This window comes from Burkholderia sp. MSMB1589WGS (assembly GCF_001636105.1).
Classification (GTDB): Bacteria; Pseudomonadota; Gammaproteobacteria; order Burkholderiales; family Burkholderiaceae; genus Burkholderia; species Burkholderia humptydooensis.
The window spans coordinates 470,577-495,636 of record NZ_LNJT01000006.1; the positions used below are offsets into that span (position 1 = coordinate 470,577).

A 25,060-nucleotide genomic window follows, 5' to 3' on the forward strand; every position below is an offset into this window, starting at 1 on the left:
AACGACTTATGGCTTTTAACGTAACCCTCAAGCAAAGCGGCCGGCAGTTCCAGGTCGAGGCCGACGAAACCGTGCTCGCGGCGGCGCTGCGCCAGAACGTCCATCTGCCCTACGGCTGCAAGAACGGCGCGTGCGGCTCGTGCAAGGGCACGATCGTGCAAGGCCAGTTCGAGCAGGGGCCGCATTCCGCATCGGCGCTGTCGAACGACGAGCGCACGCGCGGCCTCGCGCTCCTCTGCTGCTCGAAGCCGCAGAGCGACCTCGAAGTCGACGTGCGCGAGATCGCGGGCGTCGACGGCGTCCAGGTGAAGAAGCTGCCGTGCCGCGTCGCGGCGCTCGAGCGCCGCGCGGACGACGTGATCGTGCTGAGGCTGCAGTTGCCCGCGAACGAGCGCCTGCAGTATCTGGCCGGCCAGTACATCGAGTTCATCCTGAAGGACGGCGCGCGCCGCAGCTATTCGATGGCGACCGCGCCGCACGAGGAAGGGCCGATCGAGCTGCACATCCGCCACATGCCGGGCGGCAAGTTCACCGACCACGTGTTCGGCGCGATGAAGGAACGCGACATCCTGCGCCTCGAAGGCCCGCTCGGCACGTTCTTCCTGCGCGAGGATTCGGACAAGCCGATCGTGCTGCTCGCATCCGGCACGGGCTTCGCGCCGATCAAGGCGATCATCGAGCACGCGCACCACGCGAAGCTCGAGCGCCCGATGACGCTCTACTGGGGCGCGCGCCGCAAGAAGGACCTGTATCTGCTCGACGCCGCCGAGCAATGGGCGAAGGAGATCCCGAACTTCAAGTTCGTGCCGGTGCTCTCCGAGCCCGACGCGAGCGACGCGTGGGCGGGCCGCACGGGCTTCGTGCACCGCGCGGTGATCGAGGATCTGCCGGATCTGTCCGGGCACCAGGTGTATGCGTGCGGCGCGCCCGTGATGGTCGAATCCGCGCAGCGCGACTTCACGCAGCACCATGGCCTGCCCGCCGACGAGTTCTACGCGGACTCGTTCACGAGCGCCGCGGACCTCGCACACCCGGTCTGAGCGCCGCGCGGCCCGGGAAAACCGCCGCGACACGGAATTGTCGCGTCGCAGCGGTTTACTTGAGGCCGCGTGATGCCTTATGCTTGCGCACATGAACCGCTTCCACTCCCCTCTCCGACGTCGCCGCTCGCCGCTCCGCACGGATGCCGCCGGCTCGCCACGGACTCGCGCGTAACCGCTTCCCCGTTACGCACAAGCTGTTCGAACCACCAAGCCACGGCATCCCGTGGCTTTTTTATTGTCTTTTCGCCGACTGCCCGCTGGAGCCTGCCGCTATGCCGCTGAACGACTACCCGATCGACTCGCTGATGTACATCACGAACCGCCCCGACATCGTGTTCACGCACGGCAAGGGCTCGTGGCTCTACGACCACACCGGCAAGCGCTATCTGGATTTCATCCAGGGCTGGGCGGTCAACTGCCTCGGCCACTGCAACGACGGCCTCGTCCAGGCGCTGCAGGCGCAGGCCGAGAAGCTGCTGAACCCGTCGCCCGCGTTCTACAACGAGCCGATGGCGAAGCTCGCGAGCCTCCTCACGCAGCACAGCGTGTTCGACAAGGTGTTCTTCGCGAACAGCGGCGCCGAAGCGAACGAAGGCGCGATCAAGCTCGCGCGCAAATGGGGCCGCAAGTTTAGGAAGGGCGCGTACGAGATCATCACGTTCGACCACGGCTTCCACGGCCGCACGCTCGCGACGATGTCGGCGAGCGGCAAGGCCGGCTGGGACACGATCTACGCGCCGCAGGTGCCGGGCTTTCCGAAGGCCGAGATCAACGATATCAACTCGGTCGAGCGGCTGATCAACGACAAGACCGTCGCCGTGATGCTCGAGCCGATCCAGGGCGAAGGCGGCGTGATCCCGGCGTCGCGCGAATTCATGCGGCAACTGCGCGCGCTGACGAAGCAGCACGACCTGCTGCTCATCGTCGACGAAGTGCAAAGCGGCTGCGGCCGCGCCGGCACGCTGTTCGCGTACGAGCTCGCCGGCGTCGAGCCGGACATCATGACGCTCGGCAAGGGCATCGGCGGCGGCGTGCCGCTCGCGGCGCTGCTGTCGAAGGCGGACGTCGCGGTGTTCGAGGCGGGCGACCAGGGCGGCACCTACAACGGCAACCCGCTGATGACCGCGGCGGGCCACGCGGTGATCTCGCAACTCGTCGCGCCGGGCTTCCTCGAAGGCGTGCGCGCGCGCGGGGAATACCTGAAGCGCAAGCTGCTCGAACTGTCGGAGGAGCGCGGCTTCGAGGGCGAGCGCGGCGAAGGCCTGCTGCGCGCGCTCCTGCTCGGCAAGGACATCGGCCCGCAGATCGTCGAGAAGGCGCGCGACATGCAGCCGGACGGCCTGCTGCTGAACGCCGCGCGCCCGAACCTGCTGCGCTTCATGCCGGCCCTGAACGTGACGAACGACGAGATCGACCAGATGATGGCGATGCTGCGTTCGGTGCTCGATTCGCTCTGATCGCGCATGTCGACCGAGATCGTCACGAACGACGTCGCGATCCGCCCGTTCGGGCTCGGCGACACCGACGCCGTGCTCGCCGTGTGGCGCGACGCGTTCCCGTCGTATTCGGACGCGAGCGCGCCGCACCGCGATCCGCGGCGCTCGATCGAGCTCAAGCTCGCGACGCAGCCCGAGCTGTTTTTCGTCGCGACCGCCGACGGGCGTGTCGTCGGGACCGTGATGGCCGGCTACGACGGTCATCGCGGCTGGCTGTATTCGCTCGCGGTCGAACGCGGCGCGCGGCGGCTCGGCATCGGCCGCGCGCTGCTCGCGCATGCGGAGGCGGCGCTCGCCGCGCGCGGCTGCCCCAAGGTGAACCTGCAGGTGCTACCGGGCAACGACGACGCGTGCCGTTTCTACGAAGCGCTCGGCTACCGCGCGGAAGAGCGCATCTCGTTCGGCAAGCGGCTCGCGACGGATTGACGTTGCAGTGAGCGCGGCGCACCGCGCCGCCGTTTTTCGCGGCATGAGCCGCCGCCCCGCATCGCCGCGCCCGCCTACGAAATCGGCCCCGCGCCCGGCAGCGGATTGCCCAGGCCGTCGGTCGGCACCGCCTGCTGCTCGAATGCCGCGAAGTACGCGGCCCATTGCTCGCCGCCAAGATCGACGAAAAGCGCGCCGTCCTGCCACACGTCGTTGTGATCGTTCGCGTCGTTGCCCGGCCGATGCAGGAAGTGCGGCCCGGACGATCCCTGGTTCATGTGCGTATCGTGTATGCCGTTGCCTTCGACGTACGTGCGCCCGAACACGTACAGATCGAGGTTCTGCTGACGCGCGGCGTCGACGAGCCGCAGCATCGACGGAATCGGCTCCGGATGCTCGGTGCCGTCCATTACGTCGCTCATGCGCCACGCGCCTGTTTCGCTCAGGACGTCGCTGCGCACGAAGTCGAGCGCCGGCAGCGCAGCGCCGCCCGTCAGGTCCGTATAGCCTTCCGCCGCCGCGGCGAGCGTCTGCGTGACCGGATGATGGAAATCATAGACGAGCTTGTACTTGAGCAAGTCGTCCGCGTCGTTGGTGCCGACGTTGATCGCGACGTCCCAGTCGCCGTCGGGCAGCGCGAGCGTCAAATGGACGTGATACTGCGTCTCGTTCGCGCGCGCCGCCGCTTTCAGACCCGCAACCGCTTTGATCTTCGCTTTCACGAAACCGTAATCGAGGCTCATGTGCGTCTCCGTTCGAGGGTAGCGTACACATTGTGCCTGAGCTGCGTGTCGGTTTTCGATAGGCCAATCGGCGAACGCGGGCGACAGTTGCTCCGCGCGCACGCTGCCGCGCTCGGCACGCCCCCTGACACATTCGCCGCCCCGGCAAAACGAACGGGAGGCCGCCGAAAAACAAAAAGCCGCCACGGCGCGCCGTGACGGCCTCATGAACGCCACCCCGCACAAGCCGCGCGGCCGGCATCGATCGGCGTTTACTCGCCCAGATACGCGGCGCGCACCTTCGGATCGTCGAGCATCTGCTTCGCGTCGCCTTCCATCGTGACCGTGCCCGAGTCCATCACGTAGCCGCGGTCCGCCGCCTGCAGCGCGAGGCGCGCGTTCTGCTCGACGAGCAGCACCGTGATGCCCTCCTTCGAGATCTCGCGCACCACCTCGAAGATCTTCTCGACCATGATCGGCGACAGCCCCATCGACGGCTCGTCGAGCAGCAGCAGCTTCGGCTTGGACAGAATCGCGCGCGCCATCGCGAGCATCTGCTGCTCGCCGCCCGACAGCGTGCCGGCGAGCTGCGTCGCGCGCTCCTTCAGGCGCGGAAAGAAGCCGAACATCCGGTCGACGTCCTTCTTGATCTGCTCGTTGTCGTTGCGCAGATAAGCGCCCATCTGCATGTTCTCGACGATCGACATCCGCGCGAAGATCCCGCGGCCTTCCGGCACCATCGCCAGGCCGCGCTTGAGCAGTTCGTGCGGCGGCACGCCCTTGATCGACTGGCCGTCGTACTCGATGTCGCCCGCCGAATACGGCTTCAAGCCCGTGATCGCCTTCATCGTCGTGGTCTTGCCCGCGCCGTTCGCGCCGATCAGCGTGACGAGCTCGCCCTGACGGACTTCCATGTCAACGCCCTTGACGGCCTGGATGCCGCCGTAGTTGACCTGCAAGCCCTTGATTTTCAACATTGCCGCTGCCATCAGTGCACCCCTGCGCCGAGATATGCCTCAATCACCTTCGGATTCTTCTGCACGTCCTGCGGCAGACCCTCGGCGATCACCTTGCCGTAATCGAGCACCGTCATCCGGTTGCACAGGTGCATGACGAGCTTCACGTCGTGCTCGATCAGGAGAATCGTCCGGCCGTCCGACCGGATCTTGTCGAGCAGACGCGTGAGCTCGACCTTCTCGGTCGCGTTCATCCCGGCCGCCGGCTCGTCGAGCGCGAGCAGCTTCGGATCGGTCGCGAGCGCGCGCGCGATCTCCAGGCGCCGCTGGTGGCCGTACGACAGGTTGCGCGCGGTGTAATCCGCGTACTGCAGCACGCCGACGTAATCGAGCAGTTCGATCGCGCGCTCCTTGATCTCGCGCTCTTCCTTGCGCTCGGCGGGCGTCTGGAACACGGCGCCCAGCAGGCCGTGCTTCGTGCGCACGTGGCGCCCGACCATCACGTTCTCGAGCGCGGTCATTCCGCCGAACAGGCGAATGTTCTGGAACGTGCGCGCGATGCCCGCCTTTGCGACCTGATGCACGGCGGTCGGCGTGTAATCCGCGCCGTCGAGCTTGAACTCGCCGGAATCCGGCGTATAGAGCCCCGTGATCACGTTGAAGAAGGTGGTCTTGCCCGCGCCGTTCGGGCCGATCAGGCCGTAGATCTGGCCCTCGCGGATCTCGAGGCCGACGTCGGACAGCGCCTGCAGGCCGCCGAAGCGCTTGTTCACGCCTTTGACGGACAGTCGAATTTGTTCGCTCATTACCTTTTCTCCTGTGTCGACCGGCGCTGGCGCTTCAGCGCTTGCGCCGGTCCCACGTCCTTTACGCGCGCACCGGCTTCTTGCCGCCGCGCTTCGCCAGTTTCGCGATCCTGTCCTCATGCTTCGGCGCGGGCCACAGGCCTTCCGAGCGATACAGCATGATGACCACCATCGCAAGGCCATAGAGTGCCTGGCGAATCACTTCGGTATCGACGATGTCGTGGCCGAACAGCATGTGCTGCAGCGGGCTCATCGTCGAGCGCAGGAATTCGGGGAACACGGCGAGCAGGACTGCGCCGAGGATCACGCCCGGGATGTGGCCCATGCCGCCCAGCACCACGCACGCGAGCACGACGACCGATTCCCAGAACGTGAACGATTCCGGCGACACGAAGCCCTGGAACGCGCCGAACATCGCGCCCGACAGGCCGCCGAACGACGCGCCCATCGCGAACGCGAGCAGCTTCACGTTGCGGGTGTTGATGCCCATCGCCTTCGCGGCGATCTCGTCTTCGCGGATCGCGGCCCATGCGCGGCCGATACGCGAGTGCTGCAGGCGCGTGCAGACCCAGATGACGAGCAGCGCGCAGAGCACGAACAGGTAGTAGTACATGTACACGGACGGCAGCGAGAAGCCGAAGATCTCGTGCGTCTGCGACAGGTTGAAGCCCGCGACCTGGACGGGATCGATGCCGGTGATCCCCTGCGGCCCGTTCGTCACGTTGACCGGACGGTCGAGATTGTTCATGAAGATCCGGACGATCTCGCCGAAGCCGAGCGTGACGATCGCGAGGTAGTCGCCGCGCAGGCGCAGCGTCGGCGCGCCGAGCAGGATGCCGAAGATCGCCGCGAGCGCCATCGCGATCGGCACGATCAGGAAGAATGGCACGTGCAGGCCGCCCGGCACCATCTGCGCGATCCAGTCGAAGTGCGACGTCAGGTGAGGCGAGCTCAGGAGCGCCGCGGTATAAGCGCCCACCGCGTAGAACGCGATGTAGCCCAGGTCGAGCAGGCCGGCGAAACCGACCACCACGTTCAGGCCCAGCGCGAGCATCACGTACAGCATCGCGAAATCGAGCACGCGGACCCAGTAGTTGCCGCCCGCCGCGCCGATGACGAGCGGCGCGGCGATCACGAACGCCGCGATCAGGATGCCGATGGTGGCGGTCTTCGCGGGATGGCGCTCCTCGACGAGCGAAGCCGACGTTTCGATCGGTTGAATGGATGTCATGTTGTTCTCCTTACGCGCGATCGGCGACACGTTCGCCCAACAGGCCCGACGGCCGGAACACGAGCACGATGATGAGCACGATGAACGCGAACACGTCTTGGTAATTGCTGCCGAACACCCCGCCCGTCAGATTGCCGATGTAGCCCGCGCCCAACTGCTCGATGAGGCCGAGCAGCACGCCGCCCACCATCGCGCCGCCGAGGTTGCCGATCCCGCCCAGCACCGCGGCCGTGAACGCCTTCATGCCGGGGATGAAACCCATGTAGAAGTGGACGTTGCCGTATTCGGACGCGATCATCACGCCTGCGAGCGCCGCGAGCGCGGAGCCGATCATGAACGTCGCGGAGATCACGAAGTTCGGGTTCACGCCCATCAGGCTCGCCGTGTTCGGGTTCTCGGCGATCGCGCGCATGGCGCGGCCGAGCTTCGTCTTGTGCACGAGGAGGAGCAGCCCCGCCATCACGAGGAACGCGACGATGATGATCGTGATCTCGGTCATCGAAATCACCGCGCCCGGATTGTTCTCGCCCGCCCTGATCACGTTGATCGGATCGGTCGGCAGCAACTGCGGGAACGGCAGCGGGTTGCGCGACCAGATCATCATCGCGGCCGTCTGCAACAGGATCGACACGCCGATCGCGGTGATGAGCGGCGCGAGGCGCGGCGCGCGGCGCAGCGGCCGGTACGCGACGCGCTCGATCGTGAAGCCGACGCACGCGCAGACCACCGCGGCGATCCCGAGCCCGATCGTCAGCGTGGCGACGTGGCCGAGCCCGGGAAAGTGGTTCTGCAACACCGTGATCGCGGAAAGCGCGACCATCGCGCCCACCATCAGCACGTCGCCGTGCGCGAAGTTGATGATGCCGAGAATGCCGTACACCATCGTGTAGCCCAACGCGATGATGGCGTAGACACTGCCGAGCACCAGTCCGTTGAGGATCTGCTGGACGAAAATATCCATTTAAAGCTCCTTGGCCCGTGCCACCGGATGCGCGCTCAGCCATGCGGATAAGCGATGGAATCGCGCGATCTCAACGACACTGCGGGTACTTGATCAATACCGGTAAGGTGATGCCGGCCCGGCGCGGACGATGCGGACTGTGCGACCGCGCGTCTTGCCGGGACGGATACGAAAACGGCACCGCACTGAAGCCTCGGTGCCGTCGCGAGTCCCGTCTGTAGTCACGACTCGAGGACGGTGTGCTTGGCCTCCTTGAAGTCGTAGAGCGTCCATGCGCCAGCCCTCGCGGAGCCGACGCGGCCGCGCGTGACGCCGGCCGCCTCGCGGGCGGACGCCGACATCGGCTGCGGCACGTCGAATGCTTCGCTCGGGATGGCGCGCCTCGTGGTGTCGGCGATCGCGCGCACTGCGTCGCTCGTAATCGGCGCACGTCGGGACGGCGCCGCCACGCGACGGACGGCCGTCCGTCGCGCAACCGGCTCGCCCGGCGCGCCGATGTCGACGGATGCGACGACGTCGATGCGTGCGCGCTTGATCCGAGTCGGCTTCGCGGCGAAATTCGCCGCAGGACGCCCGGCCCCGGCGACGATCACGTCGCCCGGGGAGGCGGCCGAGGCTGTCGCGAGCCGCGCCGCCGCCCCGCCGTCGCGTCCGTCGGCGGCCGCTGCGAAGAGCGCAACCGCCGCGTCGACGGGCCCGGCGTAAACCAACTCCAGATGCATCGAATAAGGTCTCCAGCGCCTTGCCAAAACCATGTTCCGAGGCCATCAGGCCTGAAAACGGGCGCATTGTAACTCTATTTATAGGACGACCAATATTCCTGATTCGACAGGGTTTTCCTGCATTGCAACCTTTTTTGAGAGCGGAGTTCGGGACGATATTGCAACCGGGTTGCACTGTCTTAGTGCCGAATGGTTGCTCCCGGGGAAAACGCGCCCAAAACAAAAGCGCGCCCGAGGCGCGCTTTTTGCATTCCGACGGAAACGAAACCGGCGATCAGACGGCGGAAGACAGATTCAGGCCGCGCGGCAACGGGAACGACACGTTCTCCTCGATGCCTTCGAGCGCCCGCACGTTGGTCACGCCGAGCTCGCGCAAGCGCGCGATCACGGCCTGCGCGAGCACCTCGGGCGCTGACGCGCCGGCGGTCACGCCGATCCGGCGCTTGCCGGCGACCCAGGCCGGGTCGATCTGCTCGGGCGCGTCGACCATGTAGGCGGCGACGCCGCGCTTCTCGGCGACCTCGCGCAAGCGGCTCGAGTTCGAGCTGTTCGGGCTGCCGACGACGATCACGACGTCGCACTGCGGCGTCATGAACTTCACCGCATCCTGGCGGTTCTGCGTTGCGTAGCAGATGTCCTGCTTCTTCGGCTCGCGAATCGCGGGAAATTTCGCCTTGAGCGCGCCGATGATCTCGGCCGCGTCGTCGACGGACAACGTCGTCTGCGTGACGAGCGCGACGCGCCCGGGATCGGGCAGTTCGAGCTTGCGCACGTCCTCGACGCTCTCGACGAGATGCATGCCGCGCTCCACCTGGCCCATCGTGCCTTCGACCTCCGGGTGGCCCTTGTGGCCGATCATCACGATGTCGACGCCTTCCTGGCGCATCTTCGCGACCTCGACGTGCACCTTCGTGACGAGCGGACACGTCGCGTCGTAAATGCGCAGCCCGCGCACGGCCGCCTCGTCGCGCACCGCCTTCGACACGCCGTGCGCGCTGAAGATCACCGTGTTGCCGGACGGCACTTCCTCGAGTTCCTCGACGAAAATCGCGCCCTTCTTCTTCAGGTCCTCGACGACGTACTTGTTGTGCACGATCTCGTGGCGCACGTAGATCGGCGCGCCGTGCATCGCGATCGCACGCTCGACGATCTCGATCGCGCGGTCGACGCCCGCGCAGAAACCGCGCGGCTGGGCGAGCAGAATCTCGGCGTCGGCCGCGGCAACCTGGCCGGACAGCGTATCGGTGGAGCTCATGATTACAGAATCCCGATGATTTTCACTTCGAACGTGAGCGCCTGGCCCGCGAGCGGATGGTTGAAATCGAAGAGCGCGGCGGTCTCGCCGATCTCCTTGAGCACGCCCGCGTAGCGGCCGCCGTCCGGCGCGTTGAATTCGATCAGGTCCCCCGGCGCGAAATCGTCGCCGACCATGCCGTTTTCGCGCAGCGTCGCAAGCGACACGCGCTGGATCATGTCCGGATTGCGCGGCCCGAACGCTTGCTCGGGCGCTAGCCGGAAGGTCGAATGGTCGCCCGCCTTGAGGCCGGTCAGAATCTCCTCCAGCGACGGCGCGAGCTGCCCCGCGCCGAGGAGGAGCGTGGCGGGCTTGTCGGAGAACGTGTTGACGATGTCGGCGCCGTCGGCAAGGGCGAGCCGGTAATGAAGCGTGACGTGCGAACCGGGCTTCACTTCTGCAAGGTCGATGAGGCTCATGGGGTACTCGTTCAATCGGCGCCCGAAAAACGGCGGGCGGCGCAGCGCAAAGCCCATATTGTAAGTCACCTCGGCGATCGAAGCGGAATGCCGGCGCGATTCGCCTTGCGGGCACACAGGATATTGGAGGTCAGCAGCATGCGGCACGAGAGTCTCTCGGCTGGAGAAAACGTCGACGACGAGCCCGCGCGCGAGCGGCCCACCGCACCGCCCGCCGCCTTGCCGCCCGCCGCGCTGCCGCCCGTCGTCGCGCTGCCGGCCCGCGCGGCCGCGCGCCGCGGCCGCGATCTGCCGCGCGAGCGCCTGCTCGCGCGCGGCCCCGCCGCGCTGTCCGACGCGGAGCTCGTCGCGCTTCTGCTCGGCTCGGGCCTGCCCGGCCACGACGTGTTTGCGCTCGCGCACACGCTGCTCGCGCGCTTCGGCTCGCTGCGCGCACTGCTCGACGCGGCGCCCGACGATTTCAAGGGCCTGCGCGGAATCGGCCCCGCCCGCACCGCGATCCTCGTCGCGGTCGTCGAGCTCGCGCGCCGCGCGCTCGCCGAGAAGGCCCGCGAGCGGCCGCTCGTCGATTCGCCCGGCGCGGTCGAGGATTATCTGCGGCTCCTGATCGGCACGCGGCCGCGCGAAGTATTCGTCTGCCTCTTTCTCGACGCGCGGCACCGGCTGGTGCAGACGGAGGAAACCGCGCACGGATCGCTCACGCGGATGGCCGTCTATCCGCGCGAAATCGTGCGGCGTGCGCTCGCGCTGAATGCGGCGGCGCTCATCGTCGCGCATAATCACCCGTCGGGCGCGGTGCGGCCGAGCGCCGCGGACCGGCGCCTGACGAGCGTGCTGCGCGACGCGCTCGCGCTCGTCGACGTCAAGTTGATCGATCATTTCGTCGTCGGCGCGAGCGATACGTTTTCGTTCGCGCAGGCGGGCTGGATCTAGCTCGCCGCGGGCCCCGCGCCCCGCAACAGCCGCATGCGAAATTGGGTTTGATTTTCCTGAAGTTTTTCTGTTAGAATTGCCGTCTGTCTTTTTTCCAACCAGTTCTGAAGCCGCTGAAGCGGTCTCGTGGCAGGTCGTCAGGCCGACCACGGATCGGAGGCGCTTTTCCCGGCAAGGCCTAAGCTCACGCGGCCATGCGAGGAAGAGAACCTTCACCGGCGATCGAACCCGAATTCAGCGTATTAGGAGTGCTCTCATGGCACGCGTATGCCAAGTAACTGGGAAAGCGCCGATGAGCGGCAACAATGTTTCCCACGCCAACAACAAGACGAAGCGTCGCTTCCTGCCGAATCTGCAAAACCGCCGGTTCTGGGTGGAGAGCGAAAACCGTTGGGTGCGTCTGCGCGTCTCGAACGCCGGCCTGCGCCTGATCGACAAGAACGGCATCGATTCCGTGCTCGCTGACCTGCGCGCACGTGGCGAAGCCTAAGTCCAAGGAGCACGAACATGGCGAAAGGCGCACGCGACAAGATCAAGCTCGAGTCCACCGCGGGCACGGGTCACTTCTATACGACCACGAAGAACAAGCGCAACATGCCGGAAAAGATGGAGATCATGAAGTTCGATCCCGTCGCCCGCAAGCATGTGGCGTACAAGGAAACCAAGATCAAGTAATTCTCCGGTTTCAACGAGCCTGACGACGACGAAAAGCCCCGCAATCGCGGGGCTTTTTGCGTTGGCGGGCACGCAAGCGTTTCTCCGACGCGGTATGCTCTGCCCTTTCCGCCGCATTGCGCATGGCGGGAAAGATAAGACAAAACGCGCAAGAAACGGAGATGCAGATGAATTTCGATGTGGCGATCGTGGGCAGCGGCCTCGCCGGTCTGTCGGTCGCGCTCAATCTCGCGCAAACGCGACGCGTCGCGCTGATCGCGAAGCGGTCGATGATGGAGGGCGCGAGCGGCTACGCGCAAGGCGGCATCGCCGCGGTGCTCGATTCGGCGGACAGCGTCGAGAATCACGTGAGCGACACGCTGATCGCGGGCGGCGGCCTGTGCGACGAAGCGGCGACGCGCTACATCGTCGAGCACGGCCGCGAGGCGATCGAATGGCTGATCTCGCAAGGCGTGCCGTTCACGAAGGACGACGCCGCCGAGCTCGGCTTTCACCTGACGCGCGAAGGCGGCCACAGCCATCGCCGCATCATCCACGCGGCGGACGCGACGGGCCACGCGGTGCTCGCGACGCTATCCGCGCGCGCGCGCACGCATCCGAACATCACGTTCTTCGAGGATCACCACGCGATCGACCTGATCACGTCCGATCGCCTCGGGCTGCCCGGCCTTCCAGGCCGGCGCTGCGTCGGCCTCTATGCGCTCGACGTGCAGACGGGCCGCACGGTGACGATCGAGGCGCCGCACACGGTGCTCGCGACGGGCGGCGCGGGCAAGGTCTATCTGTACACGACGAACCCGGACACGGCGACGGGCGACGGCATCGCGATGGCGTGGCGCGCGGGCGCGCGCGTCGCGAACATGGAGTTCATCCAATTCCATCCGACGTGCCTCTTCCATCCGTACGCGAAGTCGTTCCTCATTTCCGAGGCGGTGCGCGGCGAAGGCGGCCTCCTCAAGCTGCCGGACGGCACCCGCTTCATGCCCGCGCACGATCCGCGCGCGGAGCTCGCCCCGCGCGACATCGTCGCGCGCGCGATCGACTTCGAGATCAAGAAGCGCGGGATCGACTGCGTGTATCTCGACATCAGCCACCAGCCCGAAGCGTTCCTGCGCGAGCATTTCCCGACGATCCACGCGCGCTGCCTCGAGTTCGGCATCGACATCTCGAAGGAGCCGATCCCGGTCGTGCCGGCCGCGCACTACACATGCGGCGGCGCCGTCACCGATCTGGCCGGGCGCACCGACGTCGCGGGCCTGTACGCGGTCGGCGAGACGTCGTACACGGGCCTGCACGGCGCAAACCGTCTCGCGAGCAATTCGCTGCTCGAATGCCTCGTGATCGGCCGCGCGGCCGCCGAGGCAATCGAGGCCGCCGGTTACGATTCGGCGACGCACGGCCCGCTGCCCGCGTGGGACGAGAGCCGCGTCGCGGACGCCGACGAGGAAGTGGTCGTCGCGCACAACTGGGACGAACTGCGCCGCCTGATGTGGAACTACGTCGGCATCGTGCGCACCGACAAGCGCCTCGAGCGCGCGCAGCATCGGCTCAAGCTGCTGCGCGACGAGATCCACGAGTACTACGCGAACTTCCGCGTGAGCCGCGATCTGCTCGAGTTGCGCAATCTCGTCGACGTCGCATCGCTGATCGTCGACAGCGCGCGGGCGCGCCACGAAAGCCGCGGGCTGCACTACAGCCGCGACTGGCCGCACGCATTGCCGAAGGCGCTGCCGACCGTGCTCACGCCGCCGCGGCGCGCGCCGAAATAACGACGGCCGGCCGCGCGGCACGACGCGCATCGGCCAGGCGGCGCGCGATAAAAAAGGCCGCCCGCGCATCGAGCGCCGGCGGCCTTTTCTTCAGCCCGGCTGCGCGCATCCGCGATGCGCGCAGCCATCATGTCATTCGACGATACGCATCGAATAATCGGTCGCGCGCACGTCCTTCGTCAGCGCGCCGATCGAGATCCGATCGACGCCCGTCTCGGCGATCGCGCGCACCGTATCGAAGTTCACGCCGCCCGACACCTCGAGCACCGCGCGGCCCTCGGTGATGCGCACCGCGTCGCGCATCATGTCGAGCGTGAAATTGTCGAGCAGCACCGATTGCGCGCCGTGCGCGAGCGCCGTGCGCAACTGGTCGAGCGTTTCGACCTCGATCTGCACCGGCACGTCGGCGTTCAGCGCGAACGCCGCATCGAGCGCCTCGCCGACGCCGCCCGCCGCCGCGATGTGATTCTCCTTGATCAGGATGCCCGCGTAGAGCGCGAGCCGCTGGTTCGCGCCGCCGCCCACGCGCACCGCGTACTTCTGCGCGAGCCGCAGGCCCGGCAGCGTCTTGCGCGTATCGAGAACCCGCGTGCGCGTCTCGGCGATCCGGTCGACGTAGCGGCGCGTCGCGGTCGCGACGCCCGACAGCAGTTGGAGGAAATTGAGCGCGTTGCGCTCGGCCGTCAGCAGCGAGCGCGCAGGGCCGCGGAGTTCGCAGACGGTCGAATCGGCCGTCATCCTGTCGCCTTCGCGATAGCGCCAGTCGACTTCGATCGACGGATCGACCACGCGCACCACCGCGTCGAACCACGGCACGCCACACAGCACCGCGTCCTCGCGCACGATCACGCGCGCGCGGCGCGGCGCGCCGTCCGGCACGAGACGCCCGGTCTGATCGCCGCTGCCGACGTCCTCGGCGAGCGCATCGGCGACATTGCGCGCGATCGCCGCGTCGAACGCGGCGCCGTATTCGCGCGAGATTTCCGCGAAGAGCGGCGACACCGCGTCGATCGTCATGCGGCCCCCACGTTCGCAAAGAGCGACTGGTCGCGCTGCAGATCGCCGCTCGCCTGCACGCGCTGCCGGTGACGCGCGGCGAAATCGAGCATCCGGTCGATCGGCACGCGCGCGCGCTCGGCGATCGCCGTATCGACGAAGATCTCGTTGTGACCGCGCTCGAGCACGTCGGCGAGGTTCGACAGCGCGTTCATCGCCATCCACGGGCAATGCGCGCAACTCTTGCACGTCGCGCTGTTGCCGGCCGTCGGCGCCTCGATGAAGGTCTTGCCGGGGGCCGCGAGCCGCATCTTGTGCAGAATGCCGAGATCGGTCGCGACGATGAAACGCCGCGCATCGAGCTTCACGGCAGCATCGATCAGTTGCGTCGTCGAGCCGACGACGTCCGCCAGCGCGACGACGCTCTCGGGCGATTCGGGGTGCACGAGGATCTTCGCGTCCGGGTATTCGCGGCGCAGCAGATCCAGCTCGATGCCCTTGAATTCGTCGTGCACAAGACACGAACCCTGCCACATCAGCATGTCCGCGCCCGTCTTCTTCCGGATGTAGCCGCCGAGATGCCGGTCCGGCGCCCAGATGATCTTCTCGCCGCGCGCGTGCAGATCGGCGACGATCTCGAGGCCGATCGACGACGTGACCATCCAGTCGGCGCGCGCCTTCACGGCGGCGCTCGTATTCGCGTAGACGACGACCGTGCGATCCGGATGCGCGTCGCAGAACTGCGAGAACTCGTCGACCGGGCAGCCGAGATCGAGCGAGCACGTCGCGTCGAGGTCGGGCATCAGCACGCGCTTGCCCGGGCTCAGGATCTTCGCGGTCTCGCCCATGAAGCGCACGCCGGCCACCACAAGCGTCTGCGCGTCATGATCGCGGCCGAAGCGGGCCATCTCGAGCGAATCGGCGACGCAGCCGCCCGTTTCGTCCGCGAGCGCCTGCAGGTCCGCATCGACGTAATAGTGCGCAACCAGCACCGCCCTTTCACGCTCGAGCAGCGCCTTGATTCGCGCCTTCAGCGCGTCGCGCTCGTCGGGGGCGAGCGCCGCCGGCACCTTCGCCCATGCCTCGCCAACGCCGCAGGCCGCCCCTGCCGCGATCGGGCGGTCGTACTCGACGGGTTTGATCGCCGATTGCATCCTCATCTCCTATCGACCGGCGCTTGCTCCGGTTCCATGCAAAGCACAGCCCTGCTGATCGGCCAGCATCGCAAAACGGCCGGCCCAAAAGAAAAAACCCCGCCAGCGCGGGGTTTGTGACGTCCTGAAATTCTAATCGATTTCGGCGCGGACGACTCACGCGTAGCGGCGCAGGCGCGTCGCGAACTCCTGCAATGCCTTGATGCCGCTTTGCTCGGCGCGATGGCACCAGTCCTGCAACTGCGCGAGCAACTGTTCGCGCGATGCGTTCGAGCGCTCCCAGATCGCGGCGAGCTCGGCGCGCAACTGGAAGAACGTGTGCAGCTTCTGGCTGTTCGCGAAGATCTCCGGCAGCATCCGCTTCTGCGGCTCGTCGAGGCCCGCCTCGTCCTTGTGGAACCACTTGCGCGCGCCGCGCATCAACTGATACTTCTCGCGCGCGCCCAATTCCTTCAGATGCGCGAGTTCCTGCTTGTACGCACGCTTGAGCGCCTTCGCATAGCGCGCCATCACCTCGTAACGGTTCGACAGCACGGCCTGCAGCGTTTCCTGGTCGAGCACCGTCTTGCGCGCGGCGAGACGCGGCGTCGGCGCGATCTTCTTCACCTTCGCGAGCCCGAACGCCGACATGATGCGGATGTACATCCAGCCGATGTCGAACTCGTACCACTTGTTCGACAGCTTCGCCGACGTCGCAAACGTATGATGGTTGTTGTGCAGTTCCTCGCCGCCGATCACGATGCCCCACGGAAACAGGTTCGTGCTCGCGTCGGCCGCGTTGAAGTTGCGATAGCCCCAGAAGTGGCCGAGGCCGTTGACGACGCCCGCCGCCCAGAACGGAATCCACACCATCTGGACCGCCCACACGGTAAGGCCGACCACGCCGAACAGCGCGACGTCGATCACCATCATCAGGCTCACGCCGAGAATCGGATACTTCGAGTAGAGATTGCGCTCGAGCCAGTCGTTCGGCGTGCCGTGGCCGTACTTGCGCATCGTCTCTTCGTTCTTCGCCTCCGCGCGATACAGCTCGGCGCCTTCGAGCAGCACCTTCCAGATGCCGCGCGTCTGCGGGCTGTGCGGGTCCTCCTCGGTCTCGCATTTCGCGTGGTGCTTGCGGTGGATCGCCGCCCACTGGCCCGTCAGCATGCCCGTCGTCATCCACAGCCAGAGGCGGAAGAAATGGCTCATGACCGGATGCAGATCGAGCGCGCGGTGCGCCTGGCAGCGATGCAGATAGACCGTCACGCCGACGATCGTCACGTGCGTGACGGCGAGCGTGAACAGCACGATCTGCCACCACGAGAAACGCAGAAGCCCGTTGGAAAGGAAATCGAGCAGGGAATTCAACAAGGCAGTTACCTGTGGAAGTAGTAAGAACGCCGGCTCAAATGACCCGCGTCAAGAAAATGAAAGCATACAGCACGATAGGATCGAATTTTACTTCATCCGTTCCAAGTCTTTGTAAAAAATGAATATTTTTTGTGGCGGCGCAATACGCGCGCACGGGTTTTCGGGTTGAGCGGGGGCGCGGCGGCGCCCCGCCGCGCTATGCGTCCCGCGGCTGCCGCCCCGCCGCCAGGCCGTCCGCGGCCGGCGCGGACGCGATGCCGTCCGGCAGCCCGATCACGCGCACTTCCCGCTGCGGGAACGGGATCGAGATCCCGTGTGCGACAAAAAGCCGCCAGATGTTCCGATTGACCGCCGAACGCACGCTCGCCGTCCCCTTCGCCGCGTCGGCGATCCAGAAGCCGAGCTCGAGATCGATGCCGTCCGCGCCGAAGCCGACGAGATAAGGCGTCGGCGCCGGCTCCTCGAGCACGCGCTCGACGCCCTTCGCCGCGTCGGCGAGCAGCGCCATCGCCTGCTCGACGTCCGACGTGTACGCGACCTGAACCGCGACCTTCGCATAGCCGCGCGTCAGGTACGACGACTGGTTCTGCACGACGTCGGTGATGAGCTTCTCGTTAGGGATCAGCGTTTCGTTGCCGTCGAGGCCGCGCACGACCGTGTAGCGCGTGCGGATCTGCGTGACGACGCCCTGCAAGCCGCCGACGTTGATCGCGTCGCCGAGCCGCAGCGACCGGTCGAGCAGGATGATGAAGCCCGACACGTAGTTGCTCGCGATCTTCTGCAGGCCGAAGCCGAGCCCGACGCCGAGCGCGCCGCCGAACACGCCGAGCACGGTCACGTCGATGCCGACGAGCGACAGCCCGATCAGCACCGCCGCGAAGATGAGAAGCGCGCGTCCGACGCGCGCGAGCACGACCCGCAGGTTCGCGTCGAGCGAGCGCGCGCGCATCAGCCGCTCTTCGAGCACCGAGCCGAGCCACATCGCGACGACGAGCGTCACGCAGATCCACAGCGCGCCCGACACGATCGACAGCAGCGTGAGGCGCGCATTCGCGACGCGGAACTGGACGCTGTCGAGCCACGCGAGCACGTCGCGCTGGATGCCGAGCACCGTGAGCGCCATCGCGATCCACACGACAGTCGACACGATCTTCTCGACGATCGACAGCCACGCGTGCGTGTGGCCGTCGCGCGCGAACACGCGGCGCGCGACGAAGAACAGGATGTAGATGAGGCCGATGCCGAAGAGCGGCACGAGCGCGAGCTGCAGCAGCGACGTTGGCATCAGCTCGTCGAACACGGTTTCCGCGAGCCACATGAACGCACCGCCGATGAGCGGGAACAGCGCGCGGTTCAGACTCAGCGCGCCGGGGCCGGGCGAGCGGCCGGCCGCGCGCCGGCGCGCGTCGATCCGCCCGCGCAGGTAGCGCGCGACGAGCCACGCGAGCGCGAGCGAGCCGAGGAACGCGACCGCCTGCCAGATCATCGCCGGCTGGCCGAAGTCGCGCGCGACGGCCGCGAGCTGCCGCGTAAGGTGATTCGTGACCATGCGCGAGCCCGCCCGTTACTGCGCGCGCCGCTCGAGCACCGCGGCGAAGAAGCCGTCGGTCGCGTGACGGTGCGGCCAGAGCGATAGATAGTCGCCCGTATCGAGCGCGATCCGCTGCTCGGCGAGCACGCGGCTCGCCGGCACGAGCGCGAACTCCGGATGCGCGGCGAGAAATTCGGACACGATCGCCTCGTTCTCCGCCTCGAGCACGCTGCAGGTCGCGTAGACGAGCCGGCCGCCCTTCTTCACGAGGCGCGAGGCGCTCGCGAGAATCGACGCCTGCTTCGGCGCGAGCTCGTCGAGCGTCTCGCGCGACTGGCGCCACTTCAGGTCGGGATTGCGGCGCAGCGTGCCGAGGCCGCTGCACGGCGCGTCGACGAGCACGCGGTCGATCTTGCCCGCGAGCCGCTTGATCTTCGCGTCGTGCTCGCTGTCGATCAGCACCGGGTTCACGTTCGACAGGCCGCTCCTCGCGAGGCGCGGCTTGAGCTTCGCGAGGCGCTTCTCGGACACGTCGAACGCATAGAGGCGCCCCGTCGAGCGCATCATCGCGCCGAGCGCGAGCGTCTTGCCGCCCGCGCCCGCGCAGAAATCGACGACCATCTCGCCGCGCCGCGGCGCGACGAGCGAGCACAGCAGTTGGCTGCCCTCGTCCTGCACCTCGATCTGCCCTTCTTCGAACAGCTTGAGCTTCGTGAGCGCCGGCTTGCCGACGACCCGCACGCCGAACGGCGCGAACGGCGTCGCGCCCGCGTCGATGCCCGCCGCGCGCAGGCCGTCGACGACCTGGTCGCGCGTCGCCTTCAGCGCGTTCGCGCGCAGATCGAGCGGCGCCGGATAGTTGACGGCCGCAGCGAACTGCGCGAGCTCGTCGGCGCCCATGCGCTCGGCGAGCGCCTGATGAATCCAGTCGGGCAGGTTCGTGCGCACGCGCAGCGGCAGGCTCGCCGGATCGATCTTCGCGACGTGGTCGAGCCACGCCCATTCGGCATCCGACACGAACGGCCTGAGCGCCGAGCGGCCGACCGTCTGCATCAGGCCGAGCAGCGCCAGGCGCCGCGCCGGCGCGCCGACGCCGCTTTCGGCGAGGTGCGCGTACTCCATCTTCCGCCGCAGCACCGCGAACACCGCCTCGGCGATCACGCCGCGCTCGGCGTGGCCGAGCTTCGGATGCGCGCGGAAAAAACGGCTCGTCGTCACGTCGGCCGGGCCGGCGAATTTCAGAACCTCGGCGAGCAGCGCCTCGGTCTGGCCAATCAGGAAACCGTGCAGCTTCATACGCCCTCGCTCGTCGACGTGTCGATCGCATCCGCGAACAGCCAGCGCGCCTCGTCGGGCGCGACGATCGCGCGCCCCGCGTCGAGACGCAGCTTCCCTTCGACGAACCAGCGCACCGCGCGCGGATACAGCACGTGCTCGGCGGCGAGCACGCGCGCGGCGAGCGCGCCGGCGTCGTCGCCCGCGACGACGGGCACCGCCGCCTGCGCAACGATCGCGCCGCTGTCGAGCTCCGGAATCACGAAGTGGACGGACGCGCCGTGCAGCGCGACGCCCGCGTCGAGCGCCTGCTGGTGCGTGTGGATGCCCTTGAAGCTCGGCAGCAGCGACGGATGGATGTTCAGCATCCGTCCCTCATATTTGGCGACGAAGGCCGGCGTGAGGATGCGCATGAAGCCGGCGAGCACGATGAGATCGGGGGCGAAGCGGTCGACCTCGACGGCGAGCGCCGCGTCGAAGCTGTCGCGGCCGTCGAACGCGCGGTGGTCGACGACGGCCGTCGCAATGCCGTGCGACGCCGCGAATTCGAGGCCGGCGGCGTCCGGCCGGTTGGAGATCACGGCGGCGACCTCGGCAGGCCAGCCCTCGCGCGCGCAAGCGCGTACGATGGCCTCCATGTTGCTGCCGCGGCCGGAAATCAGGATGACGAGTTTTTTCATCCGCGGGATTTTACCATTCGGCCCTGCCGTTTCCGGCATCCTGAGCCGCCCGGCCGCCCGAACGTTTATAATCTTTTGCTTTGCGGCATCCGGCCGCGCTTTCCCCCACGCTGTCACCCGCTATCGTGAAAGTCTTCCGCGGCCTGCCCAACGCCGAGAGCCGCGCCCCGTGCGCGCTGACGATCGGCAACTTCGACGGTGTCCATCGCGGCCACCAGGCCCTGCTCGCGCGCGTGCGCGCGGCGGCGGACGCGCGCGGGCTGCCCGTGTGCGTGATGACGTTCGAGCCGCACCCGCGCGAGTTCTTCAATCCGGCGAGCGCGCCGCCGCGCATCGCGATGCTGCGCGACAAGCTCGAGGCGCTGCGCGAGCACGGTGTCGACCGCGTGGTCGTCGAGCACTTCAACCATACGTTCGCGAGCCAGTCGCCCGAGGCGTTCGTCGAGCGCACGCTCGTCCACGGGCTGCACACCCGCTGGATCATGGTCGGCGACGACTTCTGCTACGGCGCGAAGCGCGCGGGCAATTTCGCGTCGCTGAAGGCGGCGGGCGAGCGCTTCGGCTTCGAGGTCGAGCAGATGGAAACGCTCGCCGACGCCGACGGCGCGCGGATCTCGAGCTCCGGCGTGCGCGCCGCGCTCGCGGCGGGCGACCTCGGCGCGGCCGCGCGCGCGCTCGGCCACGGCTACGCGATCAGCGGCCACGTCACGCACGGCCTGAAGCTCGGCCGCGACCTCGGCTTCCCGACGCTGAACCTGCCGATCGCGCACAAGCGCCCGGCGCTGTCCGGCATCTTCGTCGTGCATGTGCACGGCATCGCGCCCGAGCCGCTGCCGGGCGTCGCGAGCCTCGGCGTGCGGCCGACCATCGACGATTCCGGCCGCGTGCTGCTCGAGGTGCACCTGCTCGACTGGCACGGCGACGCCTACGGCAAGCTCGTTCGCGTCGAATTCCTGAAGAAGCTGCGCGACGAGGCGAAATTCGTCGATCTCGAGACGCTCGCGCGCGCGATCGCGCAGGACGTCGTCGACACGCGCGCGTACTTCGCCGAGCATGGCCGCGCGCCGGGCAGCCGCGCCACCGGCTTCGCGACGTCGGCCACCGACCGAATTAGCTGACCGGCGCCGCGCCCGCACGGGCGCCGCCCGCGCCGCGCCGCCGAAACCCGCGCCCGCCTCACCGATTTCATGACGCGCGAGCGTCCCCCAGATTTCACAGCGATCCCGACATGAGCAACAAGAAAGCCGATTCGAAACCGCAGGCCAAGTATCCGGTCAACCTGCTCGACACGCCGTTCCCGATGCGCGGCGACCTCCCGAAGCGCGAGCCGCAATGGGTGAAGGACTGGGAGGCGCGCGGCGTCTACGAGAAGATCCGCGCGGCGAGCCAGGGCCGCCCGAAGTTCATCCTGCACGACGGCCCGCCGTACGCGAACGGCGACATTCACCTCGGCCACGCGGTCAACAAGATCCTGAAGGACATGGTCGTGAAGTCGCGCAACATGGCAGGCTTCGACGCGCCGTACGTGCCCGGCTGGGACTGCCACGGGATGCCGATCGAGATCCAGATCGAGAAGCAGTTCGGCAAGTCGCTGCCCGCCGCCGAGGTGATGGAAAAGGCGCGCGCGTACGCAACCGAGCAGATCGAGAAGCAGAAGACGGGCTTCAAGCGCCTCGGCGTGCTCGGCGACTGGAGCAACCCGTACAAGACGATGAACTTCCAGAACGAGGCGGAGGAAATCCGCGCGCTCGGCAAGATCATCGAGAAGGGCTACGTGTACCGCGGCCTGAAGCCCGTGAACTGGTGCTTCGACTGCGGCTCCGCGCTTGCCGAGGCGGAAGTCGAATACAAGGACCGCACCGATCCGACGATCGACGTGCTGTTCGCGTTCGCCGAGCCCGCGAAGACCGCGCATGCGTTCGGGCTGAGCGCGCTGCCGCGCGCCGAAGGCGGGATCGTGATCTGGACCACGACGCCGTGGACCATCCCCGCGAACCAGGCGCTCAACCTGCATCCGGACGTCGTCTACGCGCTCGTCGACACCGAGCGCGGCCTGCTCATCCTCGCCGAGGAGCGCGTCGAAGCGTGCATGAAGGACTTCGGCCTCACGGGCAGCGTGGTAGCGACGGCGCGCGGCGACAAGCTCGCGAACCTGCGCTTCCACCACCCGCTCGCCTCCGCGCACCCGGGCTACAAGCGCACGTCGCCCGTCTATCTCGGCGACTACGTGACGACCGACACCGGCACGGGCGTCGTCCACTCGTCGCCCGCATACGGCGTCGAGGACTTCGCGTCGTGCAAGTCGCACGGGATGACCGATTCCGACATCATCAACCCGGTGATGGGCGACGGCCGCTACATCGAATCGCTGCCGCTGTTCGGCGGGCTCACGATCTGGGACGCGAATCCGAAGATCGTCGACGCGCTGAAGGCAGCGGGCTCGCTGCTGCGCAACGAGCACTACTCGCACAGCTACATGCACTGCTGGCGCCACAAGACGCCGATCATCTACCGCGCGACGTCGCAATGGTTCGCCGGCATGGACACGCAGCCGGCCGCCGGCGGCCAGACGCTGCGCGAAACCGCGCTCGACGCGGTCGACGCGACCGCGTTCTATCCGTCGTGGGGCAAGCAGCGCCTGCACGCGATGATCGCGAACCGCCCCGACTGGACGCTGTCGCGCCAGCGCCAATGGGGCGTGCCGATGGCGTTCTTCGTCCACAAGGAAACGGGCGAGCTGCATCCGCGCACGCTCGAGCTGCTGGAAGCCGTCGCGCAGCGCGTCGAGAAGCAGGGCATCGAGGCGTGGCAGACGCTCGACGCGCGCGAGCTGATCGGCGACGACGCGAACCTGTACGAAAAGAACCGCGACACGCTCGACGTCTGGTTCGATTCGGGCACGACGCACTGGCACGTGCTGCGCGGCTCGCACAAGGATCAGTTGCAGTTCCCGGCCGATCTGTATCTCGAAGGCTCGGACCAGCACCGCGGCTGGTTCCATTCGTCGCTGCTGACCGCGTCGATGCTCGACGGCCGCGCGCCGTACAAGGGCCTCCTCACGCACGGCTTCACGGTCGACGGCGAAGGCCGCAAGATGAGCAAGTCGCTCGGCAACGGGATCGATCCGCATGAAGTCGCGAACCGCCTCGGCGCGGAGATCATTCGCCTGTGGATCGCGTCGACCGACTATTCGGGCGAGCTCGCGATCTCCGAGGAAATTCTCAAGCGCGTGACGGAAGGCTATCGCCGGATCCGCAATACGCTGCGCTTCCTGCTCGCGAACCTGTCGGATTTCGATTACGTGAAGGACGCGCTGCCCGCCGGGCAATGGCTCGAGATCGACCGCTACGCGGTTGCGTTCGCCGCGCAGTTGCAGACCGAGCTGCTCGCGCATTACGAGAAGTACGAGTTCCACCCGGTCGTCGCGAAACTGCAGACGTTCTGCTCGGAAGACTTGGGCGGCTTCTATCTCGACGTGCTGAAGGACCGCCTGTACACGAGCGCGCCCGCGTCGAACGCGCGCCGCTCCGCGCAGACGGCGCTCTACCACGTGACGCAGGGCCTGTTGCGCGTGCTCGCGCCGTTCCTGTCGTTCACGGCGGAGGAAGCATGGCGCGTGTTCCAGCCGCAAAGCGACACGGTCTTCACCGAAACCTATTACGCGTATCCGGAAGTCGCGGACGCCGACGCGCTCGTCGCGAAGTGGGCGCTGCTGCGCGACGTGCGCGGCAACGTGACGAAGGCGCTCGAGGAAGCGCGCACCGCGAACCGGATCGGCTCGTCGCTGCAGGCGCAAGTCGAAGTGCGCGCGTCAGGCGAGCGCTACGACGCGCTCGCGAGCCTCGGCGACGATCTGAAGTTCGTGCTGATCACGTCGGCGGCGACGGTCGTGAAGGTCGATGCGCAAGACGACGAAAGCGTCGAAGTCGCGGCGTCGACGTACCAGAAGTGCGAGCGCTGCTGGCACTACCGCGAGGACGTCGGCTCGCACGCCGATCATCCGACGCTCTGCGGCCGCTGCTTCTCCAACCTGTTCGAAAACGGCGAAACCCGGAGCGCTGCGTAAATGGCGAAGATCCAGTCGAAATCCGCGGGCGGCGCGCTCGCGCCGTGGCTCGGCATCTCGCTGATCGTGATCCTGTTCGATCAGTTGACGAAGATCGCTGTGCTCAAGACGTTCGCGTACGGCGCGATGCACGCGCTCACGCCGTTCTTCAACCTGACGCTGATCTACAATCGCGGCGCCGCGTTCGGCTTTCTCGCGACGGCGGGCGGCTGGCAACGCTGGGCATTCACCGCGCTCGGCATCGGCGCGACGCTCGCGATCTGCTATCTGCTCAAGCGCCACGGCCACCAGCGGCTCTTCAGCCTGTCGCTCGCGCTGATTCTCGGCGGCGCGCTCGGCAACGTGATCGACCGCCTGATCTACGGCCACGTGATCGACTTCCTCGACTTCCACGTCGGCGCGTGGCACTGGCCCGCGTTCAACCTCGCCGACTCCGCGATCACGGTGGGCGCGGTGCTGCTCATCTACGACGAGCTGCGTCGCGTGCGCGGCGCGCGCTAAGCGCATACACTTCGCGCAGGGGCCGGCGCGCGCCGGCCCCACGTGCTTTCG

Annotated in this window: 24 protein-coding genes; 10 read left to right on the plus strand and 14 right to left on the minus strand. The window is 67.3% G+C overall.

Annotation, left to right across the window (positions count from 1 at the left end):
• The first annotated feature begins 8 nt into the window (after window positions 1–8).
• The 3 genes from WT16_RS04505 to WT16_RS04515 all read left to right on the plus strand — a co-directional run bounded on the left by WT16_RS04505 (window position 9) and on the right by WT16_RS04515 (window position 2,965).
• Window positions 9–1,040, plus strand: coding sequence for a CDP-6-deoxy-delta-3,4-glucoseen reductase (locus WT16_RS04505; protein ID WP_006024836.1), 1,032 nt, complete (start codon window positions 9–11; stop codon window positions 1,038–1,040).
• Between the two features lie 275 nt (window positions 1,041–1,315).
• Entirely contained in the window at window positions 1,316–2,500 is a 1,185-nt protein-coding gene (locus tag WT16_RS04510; protein ID WP_063532788.1) for an acetylornithine transaminase, read from the plus strand.
• Between the two features lie 6 nt (window positions 2,501–2,506).
• Entirely contained in the window at window positions 2,507–2,965 is a 459-nt protein-coding gene (locus tag WT16_RS04515) for a GNAT family acetyltransferase (RefSeq protein WP_006024834.1), read from the plus strand.
• Window positions 2,966–3,039: 74 nt separating this feature from the next.
• Here WT16_RS04515 and WT16_RS04520 read toward each other — a convergent pair whose 3' ends face one another.
• The 8 genes from WT16_RS04520 to WT16_RS04555 form a co-directional block, all read right to left on the minus strand.
• Complete coding sequence (locus WT16_RS04520; RefSeq protein WP_015602268.1) at window positions 3,040–3,708, minus strand: DUF2278 family protein; 669 nt, start codon at window positions 3,706–3,708, stop codon at window positions 3,040–3,042.
• 251 nt (window positions 3,709–3,959) lie between these two features.
• Window positions 3,960–4,676 (minus strand): ABC transporter ATP-binding protein, encoded by a 717-nt coding sequence (locus tag WT16_RS04525; protein ID WP_015600719.1) that lies wholly within the window; start codon window positions 4,674–4,676, stop codon window positions 3,960–3,962.
• On the minus strand, window positions 4,676–5,449 hold the full coding sequence (locus WT16_RS04530) for an ABC transporter ATP-binding protein (RefSeq protein WP_009911514.1): 774 nt from the start codon (window positions 5,447–5,449) through the stop codon (window positions 4,676–4,678). Before WT16_RS04530 ends, WT16_RS04525 begins: the two co-directional genes overlap by 1 nt.
• 61 nt (window positions 5,450–5,510) lie before the next feature.
• A complete protein-coding gene (locus WT16_RS04535; protein WP_015600361.1) occupies window positions 5,511–6,680 on the minus strand; it encodes a branched-chain amino acid transport system / permease component family protein in 1,170 nt (389 codons plus the stop codon).
• 10 nt (window positions 6,681–6,690) lie between these two features.
• The gene (locus tag WT16_RS04540) at window positions 6,691–7,641 is read right to left on the minus strand and encodes a branched-chain amino acid ABC transporter permease (protein WP_006024830.1); all 951 of its coding nucleotides are present in this window, start codon (window positions 7,639–7,641) and stop codon (window positions 6,691–6,693) included.
• A gap of 221 nt (window positions 7,642–7,862) precedes the next feature.
• Window positions 7,863–8,363: a hypothetical protein gene (locus WT16_RS04545; RefSeq protein WP_063532789.1), complete on the minus strand. Its 501-nt coding sequence runs from the start codon at window positions 8,361–8,363 to the stop codon at window positions 7,863–7,865.
• 274 nt (window positions 8,364–8,637) lie between these two features.
• Window positions 8,638–9,618, minus strand: coding sequence for a 4-hydroxy-3-methylbut-2-enyl diphosphate reductase (gene ispH / locus WT16_RS04550; protein ID WP_006024828.1), 981 nt, complete (start codon window positions 9,616–9,618; stop codon window positions 8,638–8,640).
• Window positions 9,619–9,620: 2 nt separating this feature from the next.
• Window positions 9,621–10,076 carry a peptidylprolyl isomerase gene (locus WT16_RS04555; RefSeq protein WP_009911510.1) on the minus strand — a complete coding sequence of 152 codons (456 nt, stop codon included), beginning with the start codon at window positions 10,074–10,076 and terminating at the stop codon, window positions 9,621–9,623.
• 138 nt (window positions 10,077–10,214) lie between these two features.
• On the opposite strand from WT16_RS04555, the gene radC reads away from it, so the two are divergent.
• From radC to nadB, 4 genes are all read left to right on the plus strand, one after another.
• Window positions 10,215–11,009, plus strand: a complete 795-nt coding sequence (gene radC, locus WT16_RS04560; protein WP_015602417.1) for a DNA repair protein RadC — start codon at window positions 10,215–10,217, stop codon at window positions 11,007–11,009.
• A gap of 256 nt (window positions 11,010–11,265) precedes the next feature.
• A complete protein-coding gene (rpmB, locus tag WT16_RS04565; RefSeq protein WP_004186391.1) occupies window positions 11,266–11,499 on the plus strand; it encodes a 50S ribosomal protein L28 in 234 nt (77 codons plus the stop codon).
• 17 nt (window positions 11,500–11,516) lie between these two features.
• Window positions 11,517–11,684: a 50S ribosomal protein L33 gene (gene rpmG, locus WT16_RS04570; RefSeq protein WP_004185395.1), complete on the plus strand. Its 168-nt coding sequence runs from the start codon at window positions 11,517–11,519 to the stop codon at window positions 11,682–11,684.
• Window positions 11,685–11,851: 167 nt separating this feature from the next.
• Window positions 11,852–13,453 carry an L-aspartate oxidase gene (gene nadB, locus WT16_RS04575; protein WP_009911507.1) on the plus strand — a complete coding sequence of 534 codons (1,602 nt, stop codon included), beginning with the start codon at window positions 11,852–11,854 and terminating at the stop codon, window positions 13,451–13,453.
• A gap of 132 nt (window positions 13,454–13,585) precedes the next feature.
• Here nadB and nadC read toward each other — a convergent pair whose 3' ends face one another.
• From nadC to purN, 6 genes are all read right to left on the minus strand, one after another.
• Window positions 13,586–14,470, minus strand: a complete 885-nt coding sequence (gene nadC, locus WT16_RS04580) for a carboxylating nicotinate-nucleotide diphosphorylase (protein ID WP_059932083.1) — start codon at window positions 14,468–14,470, stop codon at window positions 13,586–13,588.
• Window positions 14,467–15,603: a quinolinate synthase NadA gene (nadA, locus tag WT16_RS04585; protein WP_063533057.1), complete on the minus strand. Its 1,137-nt coding sequence runs from the start codon at window positions 15,601–15,603 to the stop codon at window positions 14,467–14,469. The genes nadC and nadA overlap by 4 nt, the downstream gene beginning before the upstream one ends.
• Window positions 15,604–15,759: 156 nt before the next feature.
• Complete coding sequence (locus WT16_RS04590; protein ID WP_063532790.1) at window positions 15,760–16,956, minus strand: acyl-CoA desaturase; 1,197 nt, start codon at window positions 16,954–16,956, stop codon at window positions 15,760–15,762.
• Between the two features lie 196 nt (window positions 16,957–17,152).
• Window positions 17,153–18,505, minus strand: coding sequence for a mechanosensitive ion channel domain-containing protein (locus WT16_RS04595; protein ID WP_015601676.1), 1,353 nt, complete (start codon window positions 18,503–18,505; stop codon window positions 17,153–17,155).
• Window positions 18,506–18,520: 15 nt separating this feature from the next.
• Entirely contained in the window at window positions 18,521–19,783 is a 1,263-nt protein-coding gene (locus WT16_RS04600) for an RsmB/NOP family class I SAM-dependent RNA methyltransferase (protein ID WP_059932081.1), read from the minus strand.
• On the minus strand, window positions 19,780–20,442 hold the full coding sequence (gene purN, locus WT16_RS04605; RefSeq protein ID WP_006024818.1) for a phosphoribosylglycinamide formyltransferase: 663 nt from the start codon (window positions 20,440–20,442) through the stop codon (window positions 19,780–19,782). The genes WT16_RS04600 and purN overlap by 4 nt, the downstream gene beginning before the upstream one ends.
• Before the next feature lie 125 nt (window positions 20,443–20,567).
• Between purN and WT16_RS04610 the strand changes: the two genes are divergently transcribed.
• The 3 genes from WT16_RS04610 to lspA all read left to right on the plus strand — a co-directional run bounded on the left by WT16_RS04610 (window position 20,568) and on the right by lspA (window position 25,009).
• Window positions 20,568–21,560 (plus strand): bifunctional riboflavin kinase/FAD synthetase, encoded by a 993-nt coding sequence (locus WT16_RS04610; RefSeq protein ID WP_006024817.1) that lies wholly within the window; start codon window positions 20,568–20,570, stop codon window positions 21,558–21,560.
• Between the two features lie 110 nt (window positions 21,561–21,670).
• Window positions 21,671–24,508, plus strand: a complete 2,838-nt coding sequence (ileS, locus tag WT16_RS04615) for an isoleucine--tRNA ligase (RefSeq protein WP_063532791.1) — start codon at window positions 21,671–21,673, stop codon at window positions 24,506–24,508.
• Complete coding sequence (gene lspA / locus WT16_RS04620; RefSeq protein ID WP_006024815.1) at window positions 24,509–25,009, plus strand: signal peptidase II; 501 nt, start codon at window positions 24,509–24,511, stop codon at window positions 25,007–25,009.
• Window positions 25,010–25,060 lie beyond the last annotated feature (51 nt).

Coding starts and splice junctions, on each gene's coding strand:
- nadA (WP_063533057.1), bottom strand. CDS start 15,603: ATGCAATCGGCGATCAAACCCGTCGAGTACGACCGCCCGATCGCGGCA.
- WT16_RS04555 (WP_009911510.1), bottom strand. CDS start 10,076: ATGAGCCTCATCGACCTTGCAGAAGTGAAGCCCGGTTCGCACGTCACG.
- WT16_RS04525 (WP_015600719.1), bottom strand. CDS start 4,676: ATGGCAGCGGCAATGTTGAAAATCAAGGGCTTGCAGGTCAACTACGGC.
- nadB (WP_009911507.1), top strand. CDS start 11,852: ATGAATTTCGATGTGGCGATCGTGGGCAGCGGCCTCGCCGGTCTGTCG.
- WT16_RS04540 (WP_006024830.1), bottom strand. CDS start 7,641: ATGGATATTTTCGTCCAGCAGATCCTCAACGGACTGGTGCTCGGCAGT.
- ispH (WP_006024828.1), bottom strand. CDS start 9,618: ATGAGCTCCACCGATACGCTGTCCGGCCAGGTTGCCGCGGCCGACGCC.
- WT16_RS04510 (WP_063532788.1), top strand. CDS start 1,316: ATGCCGCTGAACGACTACCCGATCGACTCGCTGATGTACATCACGAAC.
- purN (WP_006024818.1), bottom strand. CDS start 20,442: ATGAAAAAACTCGTCATCCTGATTTCCGGCCGCGGCAGCAACATGGAG.
- WT16_RS04505 (WP_006024836.1), top strand. CDS start 9: ATGGCTTTTAACGTAACCCTCAAGCAAAGCGGCCGGCAGTTCCAGGTC.
- WT16_RS04595 (WP_015601676.1), bottom strand. CDS start 18,505: ATGGTCACGAATCACCTTACGCGGCAGCTCGCGGCCGTCGCGCGCGAC.
- ileS (WP_063532791.1), top strand. CDS start 21,671: ATGAGCAACAAGAAAGCCGATTCGAAACCGCAGGCCAAGTATCCGGTC.
- WT16_RS04545 (WP_063532789.1), bottom strand. CDS start 8,363: ATGCATCTGGAGTTGGTTTACGCCGGGCCCGTCGACGCGGCGGTTGCG.
- WT16_RS04600 (WP_059932081.1), bottom strand. CDS start 19,783: ATGAAGCTGCACGGTTTCCTGATTGGCCAGACCGAGGCGCTGCTCGCC.
- rpmG (WP_004185395.1), top strand. CDS start 11,517: ATGGCGAAAGGCGCACGCGACAAGATCAAGCTCGAGTCCACCGCGGGC.
- nadC (WP_059932083.1), bottom strand. CDS start 14,470: ATGACGATCGACGCGGTGTCGCCGCTCTTCGCGGAAATCTCGCGCGAA.
- WT16_RS04535 (WP_015600361.1), bottom strand. CDS start 6,680: ATGACATCCATTCAACCGATCGAAACGTCGGCTTCGCTCGTCGAGGAG.
- lspA (WP_006024815.1), top strand. CDS start 24,509: ATGGCGAAGATCCAGTCGAAATCCGCGGGCGGCGCGCTCGCGCCGTGG.
- WT16_RS04530 (WP_009911514.1), bottom strand. CDS start 5,449: ATGAGCGAACAAATTCGACTGTCCGTCAAAGGCGTGAACAAGCGCTTC.
- WT16_RS04515 (WP_006024834.1), top strand. CDS start 2,507: ATGTCGACCGAGATCGTCACGAACGACGTCGCGATCCGCCCGTTCGGG.
- radC (WP_015602417.1), top strand. CDS start 10,215: ATGCGGCACGAGAGTCTCTCGGCTGGAGAAAACGTCGACGACGAGCCC.
- WT16_RS04520 (WP_015602268.1), bottom strand. CDS start 3,708: ATGAGCCTCGATTACGGTTTCGTGAAAGCGAAGATCAAAGCGGTTGCG.
- rpmB (WP_004186391.1), top strand. CDS start 11,266: ATGGCACGCGTATGCCAAGTAACTGGGAAAGCGCCGATGAGCGGCAAC.